The organism is Candidatus Bealeia paramacronuclearis (assembly GCF_035607555.1).
Classification (GTDB): Bacteria; Pseudomonadota; Alphaproteobacteria; order UBA9655; family UBA9655; genus Bealeia; species Bealeia paramacronuclearis.
In genome coordinates, this window is record NZ_JAVHWZ010000001.1 from 58,415 (window position 1) to 77,160 (window position 18,746).

At 42.6% G+C, this 18,746-nt stretch carries 18 protein-coding genes and 1 pseudogene; 6 read left to right on the top strand and 13 right to left on the bottom strand.

From position 1 onward, the window contains the following. The first annotated feature begins 34 nt into the window (after window positions 1–34). On the top strand, window positions 35–1,168 hold the full coding sequence (locus Bealeia2_RS00300) for an ISAs1 family transposase (RefSeq protein ID WP_331255183.1): 1,134 nt from the start codon (window positions 35–37) through the stop codon (window positions 1,166–1,168). On the opposite strand, the pseudogene Bealeia2_RS10465 reads toward Bealeia2_RS00300, so the two are convergent. After that, window positions 1,153–1,275 (bottom strand): annotated as a pseudogene (locus tag Bealeia2_RS10465) (transposase); the annotation flags it as partial. The gene Bealeia2_RS00300 and the pseudogene Bealeia2_RS10465 sit on opposite strands and share 16 nt — an antisense overlap. A 393-nt stretch (window positions 1,276–1,668) precedes the next feature. Between Bealeia2_RS10465 and Bealeia2_RS00305 the strand changes: the two are divergent. The 4 genes from Bealeia2_RS00305 (at window position 1,669) to Bealeia2_RS00320 (ending at window position 5,253) form a co-directional block, all read left to right on the top strand. Then, entirely contained in the window at window positions 1,669–2,898 is a 1,230-nt protein-coding gene (locus Bealeia2_RS00305; protein WP_331255184.1) for a hypothetical protein, read from the top strand. 59 nt (window positions 2,899–2,957) lie between these two features. Then, the gene (locus Bealeia2_RS00310; protein WP_331255185.1) at window positions 2,958–3,170 is read left to right on the top strand and encodes an IS630 transposase-related protein; all 213 of its coding nucleotides are present in this window, start codon (window positions 2,958–2,960) and stop codon (window positions 3,168–3,170) included. Between the two features lie 12 nt (window positions 3,171–3,182). After that, window positions 3,183–4,220: an IS630 family transposase gene (locus tag Bealeia2_RS00315; RefSeq protein WP_331255186.1), complete on the top strand. Its 1,038-nt coding sequence runs from the start codon at window positions 3,183–3,185 to the stop codon at window positions 4,218–4,220. A 217-nt stretch (window positions 4,221–4,437) separates the two neighbouring features. Then, complete coding sequence (locus Bealeia2_RS00320; RefSeq protein WP_331255187.1) at window positions 4,438–5,253, top strand: hypothetical protein; 816 nt, start codon at window positions 4,438–4,440, stop codon at window positions 5,251–5,253. A 50-nt stretch (window positions 5,254–5,303) separates the two neighbouring features. Here the strand turns inward: Bealeia2_RS00320 and Bealeia2_RS00325 are convergent, their stop codons facing one another. From Bealeia2_RS00325 to glmU, 11 genes are all read right to left on the bottom strand, one after another. Then, complete coding sequence (locus Bealeia2_RS00325; protein ID WP_331255188.1) at window positions 5,304–7,523, bottom strand: cytochrome c-type biogenesis CcmF C-terminal domain-containing protein; 2,220 nt, start codon at window positions 7,521–7,523, stop codon at window positions 5,304–5,306. Next, window positions 7,513–7,944 carry a cytochrome c maturation protein CcmE gene (ccmE, locus tag Bealeia2_RS00330; protein WP_331255189.1) on the bottom strand — a complete coding sequence of 144 codons (432 nt, stop codon included), beginning with the start codon at window positions 7,942–7,944 and terminating at the stop codon, window positions 7,513–7,515. The genes Bealeia2_RS00325 and ccmE overlap by 11 nt, the downstream gene beginning before the upstream one ends. Then, complete coding sequence (gene ccmD, locus Bealeia2_RS00335; RefSeq protein ID WP_331255190.1) at window positions 7,941–8,063, bottom strand: heme exporter protein CcmD; 123 nt, start codon at window positions 8,061–8,063, stop codon at window positions 7,941–7,943. The genes ccmE and ccmD overlap by 4 nt, the downstream gene beginning before the upstream one ends. Beyond that, on the bottom strand, window positions 8,053–8,763 hold the full coding sequence (locus tag Bealeia2_RS00340) for a heme ABC transporter permease (protein WP_331255191.1): 711 nt from the start codon (window positions 8,761–8,763) through the stop codon (window positions 8,053–8,055). Before Bealeia2_RS00340 ends, ccmD begins: the two co-directional genes overlap by 11 nt. Then, window positions 8,760–9,416 (bottom strand): heme exporter protein CcmB, encoded by a 657-nt coding sequence (locus Bealeia2_RS00345; RefSeq protein ID WP_331255192.1) that lies wholly within the window; start codon window positions 9,414–9,416, stop codon window positions 8,760–8,762. The genes Bealeia2_RS00340 and Bealeia2_RS00345 overlap by 4 nt, the downstream gene beginning before the upstream one ends. Continuing rightward, a complete protein-coding gene (gene ccmA / locus Bealeia2_RS00350; RefSeq protein ID WP_331255193.1) occupies window positions 9,388–9,987 on the bottom strand; it encodes a heme ABC exporter ATP-binding protein CcmA in 600 nt (199 codons plus the stop codon). Before ccmA ends, Bealeia2_RS00345 begins: the two co-directional genes overlap by 29 nt. Before the next feature lie 24 nt (window positions 9,988–10,011). After that, window positions 10,012–11,040: a hypothetical protein gene (locus Bealeia2_RS00355; protein ID WP_331255194.1), complete on the bottom strand. Its 1,029-nt coding sequence runs from the start codon at window positions 11,038–11,040 to the stop codon at window positions 10,012–10,014. Window positions 11,041–11,155: 115 nt separating this feature from the next. Then, window positions 11,156–12,523, bottom strand: coding sequence for a cysteine--tRNA ligase (gene cysS, locus Bealeia2_RS00360; RefSeq protein WP_331255195.1), 1,368 nt, complete (start codon window positions 12,521–12,523; stop codon window positions 11,156–11,158). A gap of 10 nt (window positions 12,524–12,533) precedes the next feature. Then, window positions 12,534–13,880, bottom strand: a complete 1,347-nt coding sequence (gltX, locus tag Bealeia2_RS00365) for a glutamate--tRNA ligase (RefSeq protein ID WP_331255196.1) — start codon at window positions 13,878–13,880, stop codon at window positions 12,534–12,536. A 9-nt stretch (window positions 13,881–13,889) separates the two neighbouring features. Then, a complete protein-coding gene (gene glmS, locus Bealeia2_RS00370; protein ID WP_331255197.1) occupies window positions 13,890–15,698 on the bottom strand; it encodes a glutamine--fructose-6-phosphate transaminase (isomerizing) in 1,809 nt (602 codons plus the stop codon). A gap of 3 nt (window positions 15,699–15,701) precedes the next feature. Then, complete coding sequence (gene glmU / locus Bealeia2_RS00375; RefSeq protein ID WP_331255198.1) at window positions 15,702–17,033, bottom strand: bifunctional UDP-N-acetylglucosamine diphosphorylase/glucosamine-1-phosphate N-acetyltransferase GlmU; 1,332 nt, start codon at window positions 17,031–17,033, stop codon at window positions 15,702–15,704. A 208-nt stretch (window positions 17,034–17,241) separates the two neighbouring features. Here glmU and secB point away from each other — a divergent pair, with 208 nt between their 5' ends. Next, window positions 17,242–17,787 (top strand): protein-export chaperone SecB, encoded by a 546-nt coding sequence (secB, locus tag Bealeia2_RS00380; protein ID WP_331255199.1) that lies wholly within the window; start codon window positions 17,242–17,244, stop codon window positions 17,785–17,787. 142 nt (window positions 17,788–17,929) lie between these two features. Here the strand turns inward: secB and dnaQ are convergent, their stop codons facing one another. Then, a complete protein-coding gene (gene dnaQ / locus Bealeia2_RS00385) occupies window positions 17,930–18,625 on the bottom strand; it encodes a DNA polymerase III subunit epsilon (RefSeq protein ID WP_331255200.1) in 696 nt (231 codons plus the stop codon). Between the last annotated feature and the right edge of the window lie 121 nt (window positions 18,626–18,746).

Here is an 18,746-nt window from a genome sequence, read left to right on the forward strand (position 1 = left end):
ATGAGAGCCTACCTCAAAAAAACAGGAGGTAGAAATGGGAATAGAAGTTGAAATTAGTTTTTTAGATCATTTTAAAGATATAGAAGATCCAAGGTCTGAGCGTAATCGAGACTACACAATGTCAGAAATACGCCTTGTCACTCTGTGCGCTGTAATATCTGGAGCAGAAGGATGGCAGGATGTTGAAGACTTTGGAAAGGCAAAGATTGACTACCTTCGTCAATTCTTACCTTACAAGAACGGAATTCCCAGCGATGATACCTATCGTCGATTTTTTAGAGCAATAGATCCCAAGGAATTTCAAGAGCTGTTTCGAAGTTGGGTCGAAAGTCTTAAATCTCAAATGCAAAAGAAAGTTATTGCTATCGATGGAAAATCATCACGGCATAGCTTTGATGAGGGAACTGATATGTTACATATGGTTAGCGCTTATGCGTCAGAAGCCAGATTGGTGTTAGCGCAGGAAAAAGTCTCAGAAAAAAGCAATGAAATCACAGCGATTCCTAAGCTTTTGGAATGGTTAGACCTGAGAGGAACAACAGTCACCATTGATGCAATGGGATGTCAATATGACATTGCCGATCAAATCATTCAGAAAGAGGGAAACTATATTTTTTCTTTAAAAGGAAATCAGGGAACTCTTTGCGAAGATGTAACAACCTGCTTGAGTGATAGCGAATTGAAAACAATTAACAATATCAGCTCTTTTAAGGATTACGATAAAGGTCATGGCCGCCTTGAGACAAGGCAATGTTGGGTCACACATGATGTGGCCTGGCTGCGAGAGCGGCATCCTCATTGGAGCTCAATTCATAGTATCATTCGTATTGATTCTAAACGAGAAACCAAAGATAAAACCACTTACGAAACACGATATTATATCTCTTCTCTCCAAGAAACTCCTCAGAAGGTCCTGGGGGCTATTCGAAGTCATTGGGAGATAGAAAATAATCTTCATTGGGTTTTAGACATGTCTTTTGGAGAAGATCAATCTCGCATCAGGAAAGAAAACGCCCCTCAAGTTATGGCTATTATTCGACATATGGCTTTAAATCTTTTACAGCTTACCAAAGATAAAATGAAGCGTCAGTCTATTAAAAGGCTTAGAAAAATGGCCGGTTGGGACGACAACATCCTTTCCAATATCCTCACTCAAAAATTTTCATGAGGTGGCCCTGGGGCCGAAATTAGCAAATGTATGTGATCAGGACTCAAACTTCCGCTAACAATGTCTACGTAATTCGCAGCGCATATCTCTCCTATCAGTTCTCTCGTCCGAGTCGCACTGGCCCTGTCAGTATCCTAAACCGGTATTTTGTACAGAACACAACGTGATGCTTTAAATCGTATAGACTATGTGATCCTCTTCGATATTCCATATCTTGATTATACTAAAGTCTTCGCCTAAAGGCGAGGGTGTTAACCCTATCCCACCCAACTACATAAACTCCTCAGCCAATCTCTATCAATCTAACGGAGAAGTGCTATAGACGAACTTCTAAAAAAAATACTTGACTTATAAAAAAAATAATTATCTATTCTCAAAATGCATTTTATTTGGAGAATTGTAATGTTAAATTTAACTTCAAGATCAGCACATTTTATTTTTTTCTTTCAATTACTGTCTGCAGCACACTTCTTTTCGCAAATCCCATAAAAGAAGAGGCTTTGGCACGAAAAACAATCAATCTCGCACGGAAAACGCTTGAAAAAGTAGATCCTCATTCAAATAGAGTAAATGATACATCAGCTGGTACATCCGTTGGTATATCCTATTTAGAATGCACAACTTGTACTCCTGATCTGTCAAAAATGACAGAATTAGACTTGACACAGTTAATTGAGAAAAATGCAGATCCTGAGGGAAATCTTGGAATTTTAAGCTGGAGATTGGAACGACTCCAAGAGGCACCAAAAAATGTTGGAATGACTAATCAGCAGTATGCACTCATTTATGGCCCCCTTCCTAAAATTTCTTTTCTCTCCTCTCAAATGGCTCGGATGATGAAAGTTGAACAAACTTTCCCAAACATGTTCGCAATTTATTCATCTCACAATTCAGGTAACAGCCTTTTATATTCTATTTATGGAGAGATTAAGAACATACTAGGACTTAAAAAAAGTCCTCCAGCATGTTTTCGACTGTATGAAGAATTATCTTGTTTTGGGCCTTCAGATAAATATGATTATTTAAAAAATATAAAACGTTTACTTTATTGTTCTCAGGAAAGTATAATGTTCGAGGCCTATACTTGCGGAAGTTTTCACCCTTTTGCTGGGGGACCCGGTATGGAAGATGCTTATGATTTTTGGGTTAAAAACACAAATATAAGAGGGCTCAATGTATTTACTACGCTCCTTCAAGAACTAGAGCTCAATCATCTGAGGACAGATCCTATCCTCTTGTTTTATTACAAGGAAGCATTGAAACTTTCAATTTTGAAAGGAGCCCGCATGTTTCAATTTTTAATGAGTCCAGATACAATGGACAAATATACTTGGACATCAGCTAGGGGTGTAGAGGAACAGGTTATTGCGGGCATTCGAAATCCAGCCGTGCATCTTAAAAAATTTCAAGAGGATCCAAACAATTATACGGAGTGCATCTTTGCAAAGAAGAGCATGGCAAAGCTTGATGCTCAAGGACGAATTTATACACACCCCGATTTATTTCGTTTGCCGTCTGAAAAATTTCAAATTCGTGAATATCAAGCCTGTTCCACCAATGTATATCAAGATGCTGCCTATGAGGCTTTTGTAGAGCTGATTGCTGATCACCTTTTAGTTAAACATTTAACTTCTAAGGATCCTAAAATTCTCCTGAATAAAAATGGGCGCCAAGGCAAGAAAAAAGATCCTTTAGTCCTACTTCATGAAGAACTTAAGACCCAATCATGATATAGTCCTTCCCCTATAAATAGATAGATTTTTAGGAAAAGTTTAGGTATAAGGAGGGTATGGCAAAAGCATATTCGGAAGACCTGTGGAAAAAGGTCATCTCCTCCATTACGAGCGGCGACCGTAAGCGAGAGGCTGCAAAGGTTTTTAACGTTGGAGAAACCACGATCTATCGATGGATATGTCTTCATAAACAAGGGGATATTAAACCGAAAAAACGCACTTCTTATTACTCCGGCAATAAAACAGGAGACATGAGGAGATTAATGTGATAAGTAGAAGGTATGAAATTAGGAGATGCACGAAAGTTAACGCAAGACGCCCAAGAAAGCCTTCGTTTGAGGGGGATTAAGGCAGTTGTTGAAGGCGGGAAGACGCATGCGGAAGTGGGGCATTTATTGGGAGTAGCGCGAGGCACTGTCAGCCGATGGGTTTCGAGCTATCGAAGAAGGGGCCAGGCGGCGCTATTGAAGAAAAAACGAGGGCGCCGGGCTGAAGACATGGTGCGCTTGAAGCCCCACCAGTGCGCCAGCCTCGTCAAAATGATCACCGATCGTTGTCCCGACCAGCTAAAACTGCCCTTTATGCTCTGGACGCGAGAGGCTGTGGGAGAGTTGATCGAACGCACTTTTGGCATCCGACTCTCGATTCGCTCCGTGGGGAACTATCTGAAACGTTGGGGATTTACGCCCCAAAAGCCGGTGCGTCGGGCTTATGAACGTCGCGAAAAAGAAGTTCAGGCTTGGCTTAAAGAGGTTTATCCGGCGATTGCCAAGCGGGCGCGCCTTGAAAATGCCGAGATTCATTGGGGAGATGAGGCGGGCTTTCGTTCCGATCATCAGACGGGCACAACTTATAGCCCCAAGGGTCAGACGCCTGTGATTTCAGGAACGGGAAAACGATTTCGAATCAATATGATCTCGAGCGTCACGAATCAGGGCACGTTGCGGTTTATGCTTTTTGAGGAGAATTTTACGCGAGAGGTTTTTCTTAATTTTCTCAAAAGGTTAATCAAGTCTTCCAAGAAAAAAGTGTTTCTCATTGTGGACAATCACAAAGTACACCACGCCAAAGTGGTCGGTGAATTTTTGAAGGAAAACAAAGAAAAAATTGAGGTATTTTTTCTGCCCGCTTACAGCCCAGATTTGAATCCAGATGAGCTTTTGAATCAAGACGTGAAAAGCAATGCTGTCGGACGCAAACATGCCAAGTCATTGCAGGAACTCAAAACCAACATCACAAAATATCTTTTTGGCACCCAAAATTGCCCCGAGATCGTTCGCTCCTATTTCCTCAAAAAAGAAGTTACCTACGCCTCCTAACGTCATCTGTTTTATTACTGGAGTAATAACATCGTTCTTAAATCAATAATTAGCTAACAGTGTCTAGTCCTTCTGATTATCCCAAAGCTGTGGAACCTAAATGCTGCCAAAACGATTGAAAAAGAATTTAATTTTCTCCTTGCATAATCAACACAAAAACCTATCTTTTAAATAATAAGAAGTAAACGTTTTTGTATTTGTAAAAAGGAGCGTTATCATGAAAATCAATTTATCATCATCAGTTTTCGGTCTTATGGCTTTATCAATGGCTTTCAGTCTCAGCACACCCTGCACGGCTGGAAAATGGACAAAAGAACTCACAGAAAATGCAGATTGGGAAACTTTAGATAACGTTATAGTCCAAGGCATAAAAAAAGCTAATGAGACATCTCTAAATGCTAAAAAGCAACTTTGGCTTGAAAGGATGAAAGACCTTTATGCCGCCAAGCCAGAAAAAGGGTCAAAATTAGCCCAAGAAAAGTACACTGAATTTTTATTGAAGGCTTTAGAGTTAAAAGATCAAAAAGCCCAATCCGCTTTAACGCAAAAGACAACTGTCGTTCAGGAAAACATTCCTTCTCATTATAGCAATGCACTTTCCATACCTGATGAGAAAAAGAAATCTGTGGATACCTTATTAAAACAAGAAGATACCACATCAAAATCATCTTCTGTCATGATCAACCCTAAATCAGAGGATCTTGAGACTTGGGACAACTTGAATAAAACTGCGTCAGGGCGCATTCGTTTGCGTCAAGAAGCGCTATTATTAATCGAAAATGGCCCTTCCCTCGGAACAAAACCGAGTCAAAAACACGGCGGATTATTTGGGGGATTAGAAAATGCACTTGGTGGTGATAAAATTGCCATTGAAAATTTGAAAAAAGTTATCCATCTAGATCCTCTCCCTGAAGAAATCACTTGGGAACAATACGGATGTGCAAGAAAATGGGTAAAAAAATATAATCTCGCCCTTTTGGAAAAATTGAACAATACACTCAACGGCCCTATTAAAGAGAAGTATACAAAGTAAATCACCATGAAAGGAGTGAGGGAGGCATCTCTCACTCCCCTTCAAAAACTCTATCTTCTTCTCAAAAACCGAATGACAAATCCTCCCCCCACAAGAAAGACGAGCGCAAAAGGAGTCCCCCAAAGAAAATAGGTATTAGCATTGAAGGGGGGATTTAAAAGAATCCTCTCGCCATATTTTAAGACCAAGTTTTGTTTGATTTCCTCTTGCGAAAAACCCTTATTCAAAGACGTCTCAATGAAAGATTTTATTTCGAGAGATTCTTCAGATCCTGAATCTACAACGGATTGTCCTATACAAACGGGGCATCTGATTTCTTCAAAAAGAGCTCGTGCTTCTGGCGAAGTCGCATTGAGAGAAAAGAGGAAAAACAGGCTTGCAGTTTGCACTTTTAAAAAACAACGCGAAGGTAGACGCAAATTCGAAATCACCCAAACCAAAGCCCCCAGCGCCATAATAAGGCAGCCCATCCAAATGAAAGAGACGAAAGGATAAATTGTCGCACGAATCAGGCGTCCGCCACCCGGAAGCTCTTCATTCAATACAACATAAACGTCGGTGAAAACATTGCTCCAAATGGCCGTTTCATGAAGGGGGACATTGTTGGGCCAATAAAGGCGTCGCTCGGGCCTGAGGTAGCCTTTGAAATCTCCATTTTTCGAAAGAACGAGGGTCGCCTCCTCAAACACATAATTAGGCCCTTGTCCCCCTGTAATGCCTTGAAGCGTGAGCTCATAATGCCCGATCCGTGCGGGGACATTTTCTTGCAATGACAGCATAGTCGATTCTTTTCCAAGGGTCGATAACATCATCCCCAAGATGGAAATTCCAAAACCAAAGTGCGCAAAAGCGCCCGGGACTTTGAGTTGGGTAAGTTTTCCCCACCGCAAAGTTCCTGCAAAAAGCCATCCCAAAAGCGTGAGCCCCAAAAGCACCATCAAACTTTGAGGATGTACCCAAAAGAGACCGAGTCCCAGAAATATCAAAGCTCCAACCCCGCTATAAGAAAGATTTTGAAGATTTTGAGATTTCCCTGTCCAAGACATAAAAGGTAGCGCCCCCATGATGAGAAGAAGCGGCATCATCATGGGGACAAATGTGGCTTCATAAAAAGGTGGCCCCACAGAAATCTGAGACCCATTCCAGCTTTGCAGAATCAACGGATAAAAAGTCCCCCAAATGACGGTCAAAAGCCCCACCATCAAAACGAGACTATTAACGACCATCCATCCTGAATACTGGAGAAACGAAAGAGGAAGCGTTGAAATAAAGTTGCGCGCCCGTATCATCAAAAACCCCACCGCAAGCCCCATAACAACCAAAAGAATCGAGAAAATCCAAATGCCCCGCTCAGGATCAAGCGCAAAAGCATGAACAGAGGTAATAAGCCCTGATCGGACCAAAAAAGTGCCGAGCAAACACAAACCAAATGTGAGGATCCCCAGACTCAGTGTCCACAATTTGAGGCTTCCTGTATTTTGAAGCGTCCTTAACGTATGAAGAAAGGCAGTGGCCGAAAGCCAGGGAATGAGGGAGGCATTTTCCACAGGATCCCAAAACCACCATCCACCCCATCCAAGTTCATAATAGGCCCACCAGCTTCCCATAGCAATGCCAAGGGTTAAAAATCCCCACGCCCCCAAGGCCCAAGGTCGCAATGCTAAAGTCCAGTCCTTATCAATATCCCCCCGCCAGAGGGCTGCGAATGCAAAAGTATAAAGAGAGGCCATACCCACATATCCTGCGTACAAAATAGGGGGATGAAACGAGAGAGCCCGATCTTGAAGAAGGGGATTGAGGGATTCACCTTCAGGCAAGAGAAACGGTAACTTCTCAAAAGGATTTGAGGACAAGAGAAGAAACAGGAGGAACAAAAATGTAAGCATTCCTTGAATCGCCAAAAGGCGCGATAACCAAAGAGAACTTTTGAGTTGAAAAATGAACCCCACACCAATACTTGAAGAAAAAAGTGTCCAGAGCAAAAGGGACCCTTCATGATGCCCCCACACCGCACAAATCCTATATAAAAGCGGCATATCCCTGTGACCATGAAGGGCTACGGAATAAAGAGAAAAATCACTCACCACAAAGGCCCACATGAGAGTAAAGAAGGCCACGCCCAAAAAACTAAAACTGAGCATTTGGGAGACTTGTCCCAAAACCTCCCCCCGCCGTTGGCTTTTGACAACGCCCCAAAAAGAGCCAATCATTTGCGCGCCTGAAAAGCCTGTCGCCAAAACCAAGCACAATTCCCCAAGTTCACTCAGCATCTTGCCAACGTCCTGTTTTCTTCAAAGCGTCCACCACCTCGGGCGGCATATAATTTTCGTCATGCTTGGCCAAAACATCTTGGGCTTCGAAATGATCTTTTTTAAGATATCCCAAACTCACAACACCTTGGCCTTCCCGAAATAAATCGGGAAGAATTCCTTCATAAATCACGGGGAGTTTGGCAGATCCATCGCTTACAATAAAATGAACCTTTGTGCCTTCACGTTTCAGACTTCCTTTTTCAACAAGACCACCCAAGCGCACTAATTTTTGAGGATCTTTGACTTTGGTGTAAATTTCAGAAGGGGAAAAGAAAAAGACGATATTATCTTCCAAAGCACTCATCACAAGAAAAGCCGCAAGGCCAAAACACCCCAAAACGCCTGAGATCATTAAAAGTCGTTTATGTTTGGGTTTCATCGGTCCGATCGCATTACCTTTTGATAACTGAGATACGCGCCAATTAACATGCCAAGAAGGCCTAAGATGGCAAATCCATAGGCCCCTAAAATATAAAATGTATAAGGCTCAAATAGCATTTTGCGCCGCCATTTTTCGATTTTTCCAAAGGGCTTTTGCACGCCAAAAAAGGGCAATCACAAAAACCAAAACATAAACGGTGGCCATAAGCATGAGTGGTGCCATCATTCCCGGATGAATGGCAGAACCTTGCGCACGAAAAACACTCGCAGGTTGATGGAGCGTATTCCACCACTCCACAGAAAATTTAATGATGGGTAAATTGATCATTCCAAAAAGAGCGAGGAATGCGGAAATCCGACCTTTTAAATAAGGATCTTCAATGGAGGCCCTTAAAAAAAGATAGCCAAGATAAATAAAGAATAGAACCAATACGGAGGTCAATCGCGCGTCCCAAACCCACCACGTACCCCACATGGGTTTCCCCCAAATGGCACCTGTTATCAAACTCAAGGCCGTAAAAACTGTCCCCAGAGGTGCTATCGCTTCGGCCAAAATATCAGCCAAAGGATGGCGCCACACGAGATAAAAAAGGCTTGAAATTGCTAGCCCCGTATAAGCACCCAAAGCCATCCACGACGCCGGCACATGTACATACATAATCCGCACCGCCTCTCCTTGCTGATAATCAACAGGGGAAAGGACAAGGGCCTCATAAAGTCCCCACGGCGCCAAAATCATAAGCGCAATGAAAAGTAACGGCAAAAGAAAATCGCCGAATTTAAAAAATATCCGTGGTTTTGCGAGCGTATGTATCATCGTGCAAACACATCCCTCATCATGTATGACGCCATCCCCAAACTGAACGGTATCATGACGAGATTGAGCGCAAGAATCAAACGAAAAGATCCCATTAAACTTCCTTCTTCAATGACTTGAAGGGAAAGAAGCACGAGCGGTAATGTAAAGGGCAGAATCAAAAAGACAATAAAAAAACTGCCCGCTGTTTGGGATGAGGCGCCCAAGATGGATCCAAAAAGCACAAACGAAATCAAGAGCGGAAAACTCAATGCCAAAGTAATCCAAAGGAAGAAAAGACTTTCAGAGCCCATGTCATAAAGAAGGCTGAGACAAATTGTAACAAGAAGAAGCGGCAGTCCTAGCCCCAAAATAAGCGCCAGGCCTTTTGTACTCAAAATCATGAGAGGAGAAAAGGGAGTGGTTCTCAAAAGATCAATTCCGCCTTCATCTACATCCTTTTGAAAAATCTGGGGCATCACCATCAAAAAGATCATGAGACTCATCAGCCAAATAAAAGCAGGGCCTGCTTGCGCCAAAAGATGGGGCCAGGGGCCTAAAAGAAAGGGAAAAAGACTCACCATGAGGGCATAGGCGGCCATAGCTTGCAGACCTAATCCCGATTGAGATTTGAGAACCTGAAGTTCACGCAGCAAGAGTTTGAAAAACATCATGAGCCTTTACATCCAGGTTTAAAATTTGTGGGTAGCATTCAATTTGAGCTTCCTCATGAAGCGCTAAAATCGCAAGCCCCCCCGATTTGAGATGGACATTAAGATGCTCCCAAAAAAGATCTTTCATGGCATGATCCAGGCTTGCCATAGGTTCGTCCAAAAGCCACAAAGGCCGCTTTTCAAAATGAAGTCGGGAGAGAGCCACCCGTCGCTTTTGACCTTGGGAAAGATGACGCACTTTCGTTTTTAAAAGAGGTTCCAGTTGCCACAAGTTAATAATATTATTTTTTGAATTGTCTTCCGATAAACTTTCAAAGATCTTCAGGTTTTGTTCCACCGTTAGGTTTTCGATAAGCCCCAACTTGTGCCCCAGATAATGGCGTAGCATCGGAGGGATCATAATCGTACTCGGAATAAGGCCCGCTAAAATCCTCAATAATGTCGACTTCCCCGCCCCGTTGGCGCCTTTTAAAATAAGCGCTTCCCCAGGCAAAAGCGCGATGGCAAGAGAGGTAAATCCCCATCCATTTGTATCCTTCCATGTCAGATTTTCAATTTGAAACATCGTCATTGAAATAAAGAAGCAACATCCCTGTCATTTTTTCTGATTCTCCATTTGGTAAAGATGGGGCAAATAATCTTTGGGATCAAAATAAATTTTAGACTGGGGATCGGTTTTTTGAACAATCTGAAGACCACTCTCTACAAATTCACGTGTTTCTTTTTTATCGAGATAGGTTTTGGTTTGTGTCTCTAAGGAAATTTTAAGATTATGCTCGATGGTTTTATAAAGCCCTACAGGTAAAAATTTTAATTGTGAGTCAAGATTTTTTATGAGGGTTTCAACGTTCTCTTTAAAAAGAATTCCTTCAAGAGCACGTCTTGTAGTTATTTTAGGATTTTTCATCATCACTTCATCAATTTTTGATAAAATTCCCAGGCAATAATACGCATTATTGAGAGCAAACAAACCATCTGTTTTCAAATTAAAATAATATTTTTCTAACGGCTTGTCTTCTTGCCGAATATTTTTGAGATAGGACTCAACATCAAAAGTCGCCGTTTTCAATCGATCTACTTTTGGATCCAAGGGAACATGAACCTCTTCTCCATAATCAACATTTTCTGAACTATCCTCAAATAAAATGGCATGGGGAAATTGATCACCCAAAATTGAACGTAATGATTTTTTGGGAACGCCTTCATCAGAGGTTTTTTTTAAGTCTTTCGGATTTCCCCATTTTTTTTGAACTTCACTATAAAGATTAGGTTTTACGGGGTGTGGCCCTTTCACTATTTTTATATGCTCTCGGGTAAACAGTTGAAATTGGACTTGATCTTTTAAATTCTGAACTTTTTTATTAGGCCAAAAGGAGGTTACAAGATCATTCACAAACCCTTCACCCACCTCCTTATCTGCCGCTGTGAAAAATATAATTTTCCAATCATGCTCCAAAAGCCAATTCATCAAAACCTCAATATAAGGAATTGTAATATGGAAGAGATTATCAATAGCTGTGGGTAGTTTTTTTAGCGTGGGAATGTGAGGGCTTACACGATTAAATTCGTTTTCTCGCAATGGCCATGCCACTGTTCCATGAATATCAAAAATAGCTATTTTCACCGGGGGTGTAGTGCTTGGAGCATCATCCGTTATCATCCCAAAAAGAGGAGCAATCCTCAAAAAAACACTTAAAAAGAACAGGATCAAATAACGCATAAAAACTCCTACAATTGAGTTAACCCTTACGTTTCCATAAGGCCCCTTGAGGACTATCTTCAAGGATAATGTCTTTGGCTAAAAGAGCATCCCTAAGACGATCAGCCTCCGTAAAATCACGACGTTTGCGGGCTTCTTCTCGCGCTTCAATAAGGGAGATGATTTCATCATCTTGAAAGTCCCCTTGAAACCAAACTTCTGGATCTTGTTGCAAAAGCCCTAACACAAAACCTGTCGCTTTAAGTTCACTGGCGAGTTTGTTTTTCTCGTCCTCAGATTTGGATTTATTAATATTTGTGGCAAGTTCATGAAGATAGCTTATGGCCAAAGGTGTGTTGATATCCTCAGCCAATGCCAAAGCGAGGGGATGGTCAAGAGACAACTCTTGCTCTTGAATCACGCGTCCCCGAAGGGCATTATAAAGGCGGTCCAACCCACTTTTGGCTTGTGTGACAGCCTGATCATTCCAATCCAAAGCCTGCCGATAATGGGTAGAGAGAATCACAAATCGGATAAGTTCCCCAGGCATTTTGGAGAGCAAATCATCAACAGTAATAAAATTACCCAAGGATTTTGACATCTTCTCACCGCCCACAGTCAAGATGCCATTATGGACCCAATATCGGGCCAATGGGGCACCGTGATGGCATCCTTTGCTTTGCGCAATTTCATTTTCATGATGAGGAAAAATAAGGTCCTGTCCACCGCCGTGAATATCAAATGTCTGACCTAAATATTTCGAGGACATAGCCGAGCATTCAATGTGCCAACCGGGTCTACCATATCCCCAAGGACTTTCCCATCCGGGCATAATACCATCTTGAAGGGATGGCTTCCACAACACAAAATCCTCAGGATCTTTTTTATAAGGAGCCACTTCCACCCGGGCGCCGCTGAGCATTTCATCTTGATTCACCCCCGAAAGTTCACCATAAGACGGCAACGTTTTAACCGAAAAAAGAACATGTCCTTCCGCAGCATACGCATGACCTTTTTCAATGAGATCTTCAATCATTGAAATCATTTCGCTTACGTGACCTGTGGCGCGGGGTTCAATATCTGGTGCAAAATTGCCAATAGCCGCCATATCCTCGTGGAATTTCTGCGTTGTACGAAGGGTTAATTCAGAAATATCTTCCCCGTTCTTTTTTGCAGCATCCATAATTTTATCATCAATATCGGTGATATTTCGAACATACGTCACTTGTGGGTAAAGTCGCCTTAAAAGACGTACAAACACATCAAAGACCGTATAGGGACGGGCATTTCCAATATGAGCTCGGTCATAAACTGTCGGTCCACAGACATAAAGCCCCACGGATTCTAAGCTCAAGGGCGTGAATTTTTCACGTTTGCGAGATAAAGAATTGTGGAGATAAATGTCCATGATTGCCCTTTTAGTTTTTAGCGGTTTTTAATCTTTGGCTCACTTTGAGGCGTCCCATCAGAAGAATCAAGTCCTTGAGTTCAGGACCGTGATCAAGTCCTGTGAGTGCTTTACGTAAAAGCATAAACAAGGCCTTGCCCTTTAAGCCCGTTTCCCCTTTTAAAAGCCCAGCCCATTCTTGAAATGTGGAGTTATCCCAAGGATCTTCGGGCAGAAGCCCTAAAGCAATATCGATAAATTCAACTTCCTCAACAGAATTGGAGATATTTCCATAACAAATCTCCCACCAGGATTTCACGTCTTGGAGTTTTTCACAATTGCCTTGAATCACAGACCAAAATGGAGGAGTGATTTCGGGAAGGCCCAACGTCTTGAGTTCTTTTTCAATAACATCATAAGGCATCATATGAAGAATTTTGGCATTCATTTGCCAAAGTTCTTGAGGATCCAATTTAGGGGTGGACCTTCCAAATTTTTGAATATCAAATGTCTCGACCAATCCCCTCAAATCAATACTGGGTTCAACCGCGTCCGACGTTCCAAGACGCGCCAAAAGACTATTAATCGCCATGGGCTCCATGCCTTCAAATCGAAGCTCTCGCAAGCTTTGGCTTCCTTCGCGTTTAGAAAGTCCCTCTCCTTGAGCACCTGAAACAAGCGCTGTATGACCAAATTGAATTGTGCACGGTTTTCCTGAGAGAGCTTCTAAAAGCTGGATCTGAACGGCCGTATTGGTAACGTGGTCTTCTCCCCTTAAAATATGGGTGATGCCTGTGTCTTTATCATCCACAACAGAAGCTAATGTATAAACAGGGCTTCCACATTCTCGGATAAGAACGGGATCACTTAAATGTTGCCCCTCATAGCGGACAATACCCCGCACCATATCATTCCATTCGACAACACCGGGATCGAGTTTAAAACGCCAATGGGGTTGACGCCCCTCAGCGTCGTATTTTTCTTTTTCAGCATCCGTCAATTTTAAAGCGGCACGATTATAAATCGGCGGACGATTTGAAGAGAGCTGTATTTTTCGCTGAAGATCCAATTCCTCAGAAGTTTCATAACACGGATAAAGACGACCCATGGATTTTAACTCTTCTGCGGCCCCTTCATAACGCTTCAGACGATCAGATTGTTTGAAAAAATGATCATGGTTCAGTCCCAACCAGGCCATATCCTCAAAAATAGATTGGGCATACTCATCTTTTGAACGCTCGAGATCTGTGTCGTCCATACGTAAGACAAACTCTCCGCCATGGGCCCGAGCGTAAAGCCAATTAATTAAGGCCGTCCGCGCATTTCCTAAATGTAAATAGCCGGTGGGACTGGGGGCAAAGCGAAGCTTACATGACATTTTTGTCTCCTATTCCACCGTCACAGATTTTGCGAGGTTTCGTGGTTGATCCACATCTGTGCCCTTTAAAAGGGCTGTATAATAGGCCAAAAGTTGAACAGGAATCGTATAAATCAATGGACTTGTGAATAAAGTTGTTTCTGGCATCATAATCACATCCGTCACCATCTCATGCAGTTTGGCTTTTCCTTTTTCATCCGTGATGATAACGAGTTGAGCCCCTCGTGCAAGGGCTTCTTGCGCATTGGAGATTGTTTTTTCAAAAACATCATCAAATGGTGCCACAACAATTACGGGCACAGATTCGTCGATGAGAGCAATGGGACCATGTTTCATTTCGCCCGCAGCATAACCTTCGGCATGAATATAGGAAATTTCCTTAAGCTTAAGTGCACCCTCCATAGCAATAGGATAACTAACACCCCGACCCAGATAAAGAATATCACGCGCTTTGACCATTTTGTGGGCCAATTTTTCAATCTCAGATTCTTTCAAAAGGGCAAGCTCAATCCCTTGTGCAACACCTTGCACATCATGGCGATATTGCATGGCTTTTTCATCTGTGATCTGTCCTCTTTTCAACGCAATGGAAATGGCCAAATACGACAAAACGACAAGCTGTGTTGTGAACGCTTTTGTCGAGGCTACCCCAATTTCAGGACCTGCTTTTGTCAAAAGTGTGACATCAGAAGCCCGTGAAATCGAGCTTTCGGGAACATTCACGATGGAGAGAATATGTTGACCTTGTGATTTTGCATATTCAAGGGCCGCCAATGTATCAATCGTTTCCCCCGATTGGGAAATAAAGAGGGAAAGCCCCCCCGTTTCCATAGGAGGGGTCCGATAACGAAATTCAGAAGCAATATCTATTTCCACAGGCAGTCTTGCGATTTGTTCGAACCAATATTTAGCAACGAGTCCTGCGTAATAAGATGTTCCACACGCCACAATTGTGAGCCTTGGGATTTTAAGAAAATCCCAAGAAAGGTGATCTATGGTTTCTGCAACTTCTGCCAAAGTTTCCTCAATCACATCTTTTTGCTCATGAATTTCTTTAAGCATAAAATGGCGATAATTTTTCTTACTCAAGGACTCAAGAGAAACTTGGCTCGTCTTTTTGGGACGATCCACTTCCTCACCTACTTGATTATAAATAGTCACGCGTTTTGGACTTAAAACAACCCAATCCCCCTCTTCCAAATAAGAAAGATTTTTTGTTAAAGAGGCCAAAGCCATGGCGTCTGATCCCAAATACATCTCTTCATCGCCATAACCAACCGCCAGAGGACTCCCCCCTTTTCTGGCCCCAATAAGAAGATTATCATATCCCTCAAAAATAACACCCAAAGCATAGGCCCCTTCAAGTTCATGAAAGGCTTTTTGAGCGGCCTTTTGAGGTGGTAATCCTTCATCCAAATACGAGGTAATTAAATGAACAACGACTTCGGTGTCCGTATCACTCTCAAACGAAATTCCCTTGGCTTGAAGTGCCTTTCGAATCTCGGCATAATTTTCGATAATACCATTATGGACAACGGCGACTCGACCATTGGAGTGCGGATGCGCATTACGCTCAGAAGGTTCCCCATGAGTCGCCCACCGCGTATGACCAATGCCTGTATGCCCTTGCAAAGGTTCACTTTGAACAAGTTTATCAAGGTTAATTAGCTTACCTATGGCGCGTCTACGCTCAATTTTTCCTTGATAAACGGAGGCAATCCCTGCCGAATCATAGCCGCGATACTCAAGTCGCCCTAAGCTTTCAATGAGCCTTTGCGCAACGTTCTTGTTTCCAACAATTCCAACAATACCACACATAATTTAAGCTTCCTTTTTCTTTTGATGTTCGTCTCGAAAGAGCTTCGCTCGGCCTTCCAAATTCACTTGTCTGCCTCTGGCAAGGGCAAGGGTATCTTGAGGAACATCTTCTGTAATCACACTTCCGGCACCCACAATCGCGCCAGCTTCCACATCCACAGGGGCCACCAAAGTGGAGTTTGAGCCAATTAAAACGTGCGCACCAATTTTCGTTTTAAATTTTGAAAATCCATCATAGTTGGCCGTAATGGTACCTGCACCAATATTGGCTTTTTCACCCACATCCGTGTCGCCCACGTAAGACAAATGCTTTGCTTTAGCACCTTTGCGGAAGGTTGATTTTTTAACCTCAACAAAGTTTCCGACTTCAGCTTTTTCCTCTAATTTCGTTCCTGGCCTTAAATGTGCAAAAGGCCCCACAACCGCCCAAGGCCCGATGTGGGATTCAGAAATCCTACAATAGGGAAGAATTTCAGCCCCCGTTTCAATTTTAACGCCAGACCCAAAAACAACGCCAGGATGAATAGTCACATCATGAGCAATGTCTGTATCATAACTAAAATAGGTACTTGCCGGATCCCTTAATGTCACGCCTTCTGCCATAAATTTTTTCCGCCAGCGATTTTGAAGAATTGTCTCCACTTGCGCCATATCTTCTCGGGAATTAATTCCCATAAACTCATCAGGATGACCTGTGACATACCCGCACTTTCTCCCCGTGCTTCGGGCTAGTTTTACCAAATCTGTCAGGTAATATTCACCTTGGGCATTGTTAGGCGTCAATTTGGGCAAAAGGTCTTTTAAAAGGCCCCCTTCAACTAGCATCACACCGGAATTACAAATGCGGATATCTTTGTCTTTTTCATTGGCGTCTTTATCTTCAATAATCTCTTCAAGATATCCTTCTGAAGAAACCTTCAAGCGCGCATATCCCGATTGTGTTTCGGGTTCCATTCCCAAAACCAAAACGCCCAAACTTGAATCTTCTGATTTTTTTTGAATAAGACGATCTAACGTATCCTTCGTGACCAAAGGGGTATCCCCAAAAAGAACCAAGACATCTCCATTACAATTCAATTTTGGAAGTGCACATTTCACGGCGTCTCCTGTACCTTGAGGGGGATCTTGAAAGACAGTCGCACTTACGCGAGAAAAAGCATATTTCTCCAGAATGGGGCTTAAGACCAAAACCGTTTTTTGAGGTTTTAAGGACAAGGCCGTTTCAATTACATAATCCAAAATAGGTTTTCCGCCCAAAGGATGGAAAATTTTGGGAAGGACAGACCTCATACGTTTGCCTTGGCCGGCTGCCAAGATGACAACTTCAAGTTCCATAATATCGTCTTCTTATGTTAATAACCTGAGGCTCTTTAACACAAGATTTCACAATGATCCAGTGCTCACGAAAACATTGCAATTCATGTCAATTAAAGGATATCTCACAAATTTTAACGATTTCTTATCAGAAGTCATGTTATATATTGTAATTAGAGCCAATTGAATCCATGATCGTGGTTTCGTAAAATCATAAAGGAGTTGAAAAATGGCAAAAAAAGAAAAAATAAAAAATGGTTTGGACACAACAGAGGTAAAAGAAACAAATGGGCTTCATGAAGCTCCAGAAAGTGCAGAAGCCGCATTAACCGTTGTGGGTCAATATGTAAAGGATCTTTCCTTTGAAACACCTAATGCGATTAAGGCTCTTTTCCAGGGTGGTGATCGACCACATTTCGATATTAATATCGAAGCCCAAGCCAACCATGTATCAGAGAAAAATTTTGAAGTGGGTCTTCATGTGAAAGTGAATTGCCTGCGCGATAAAGAAAGCATCTTTATTTTAGAGCTTTTGTATGCTGGTCTTTTTACCATTGGCAAAGATGTTCCCGAAGAATATATCCGCCCCATTTTGATGGTGGAATGCCCGCGCATTCTTTTCCCCTTCGCCCGCAGCATTGTGGCATCCACAGTTCAAGAAGGTGGCTTCCCTCCTTTGATGTTGACCCCCATTGATTTTGCGAGCCTCTACCAACAACAATTAGCGCGCGAGAATCAAGAAGTCACACAACAAACCCAAGCAACAAACGCATAGAAAAAACGTCAGAAACAGGGGAGATGTATAAAGTCTCCCCTCTTGTCACAAGCGCAAAAAATTGCTGCTGGAGAGATAGTTATGAAAACAGCTACTCCGTCGCTGACCTGAACAGGGATTGTGCTCCTTCCATCAAATAATCCTACCCCTGTTTCCAGAGGGGTTCTTTGAATTTTTGAAGAAGGGCTTCGTGATTTTCTCTTTCCTCAGGTGTAAGAGGGAAATTCCGCGAGGGTAAAGGGTCTTTGCGTTTCCACACTTTTTCCTCTAAAGCTGCTTTTTCCTTAGAGGCACTCGCGAAACTAAATCCAGGCTGGCGTCCGCCTTTAAGTTCCAAATAAACTTGCGCTAAAAGCTCCGCATCCAAAAGGGCACCATGTTTTTCACGTCCTGAAAGATCAATTTCAAAGCGCTTACACAAGGCGTCTAAACTGGCCGGTGCCCCAGGGAACAAAGACCGGGCGAGTTTGAGTGTATCCAAAGCCCGCGTCATGGGTAAAATTTCACGCCCATGCCACCCTAATTCCGCATTTAAAAACTTCATATCAAAGCTAGCGTTATGAATCACCAAGGGCGCATCCCCAATGAAATCTAAAAAGGAATCCACATGTTTTTCAAAAATGGGGTGTTGACTTAAAAATGAACCGGAAAGCCCATGGATGGCTTGCGCTTCTGCGGGCATGTCTCGCTCAGGATTGATATAACAATGAAAAACACGTCCCGTGGGAATGAGATTATCAAGCTCAAGACATCCAATTTCCACCAAGCGATGTCCAGATTCCTTGGTTTTTCCCGGATCGAGTCCCGTTGTTTCTGTATCGAGTACAATTTCACGCATGCTTTGATATATTAAGGTTAGGTTCTCTTTCAATAAGAAATACAGCACCGTTTGCCATTAGGAAAGATATAAAAAGCATGGCCGCCTCATGAAAACTTGCGAAGACTAAAGGGTAAAGGGA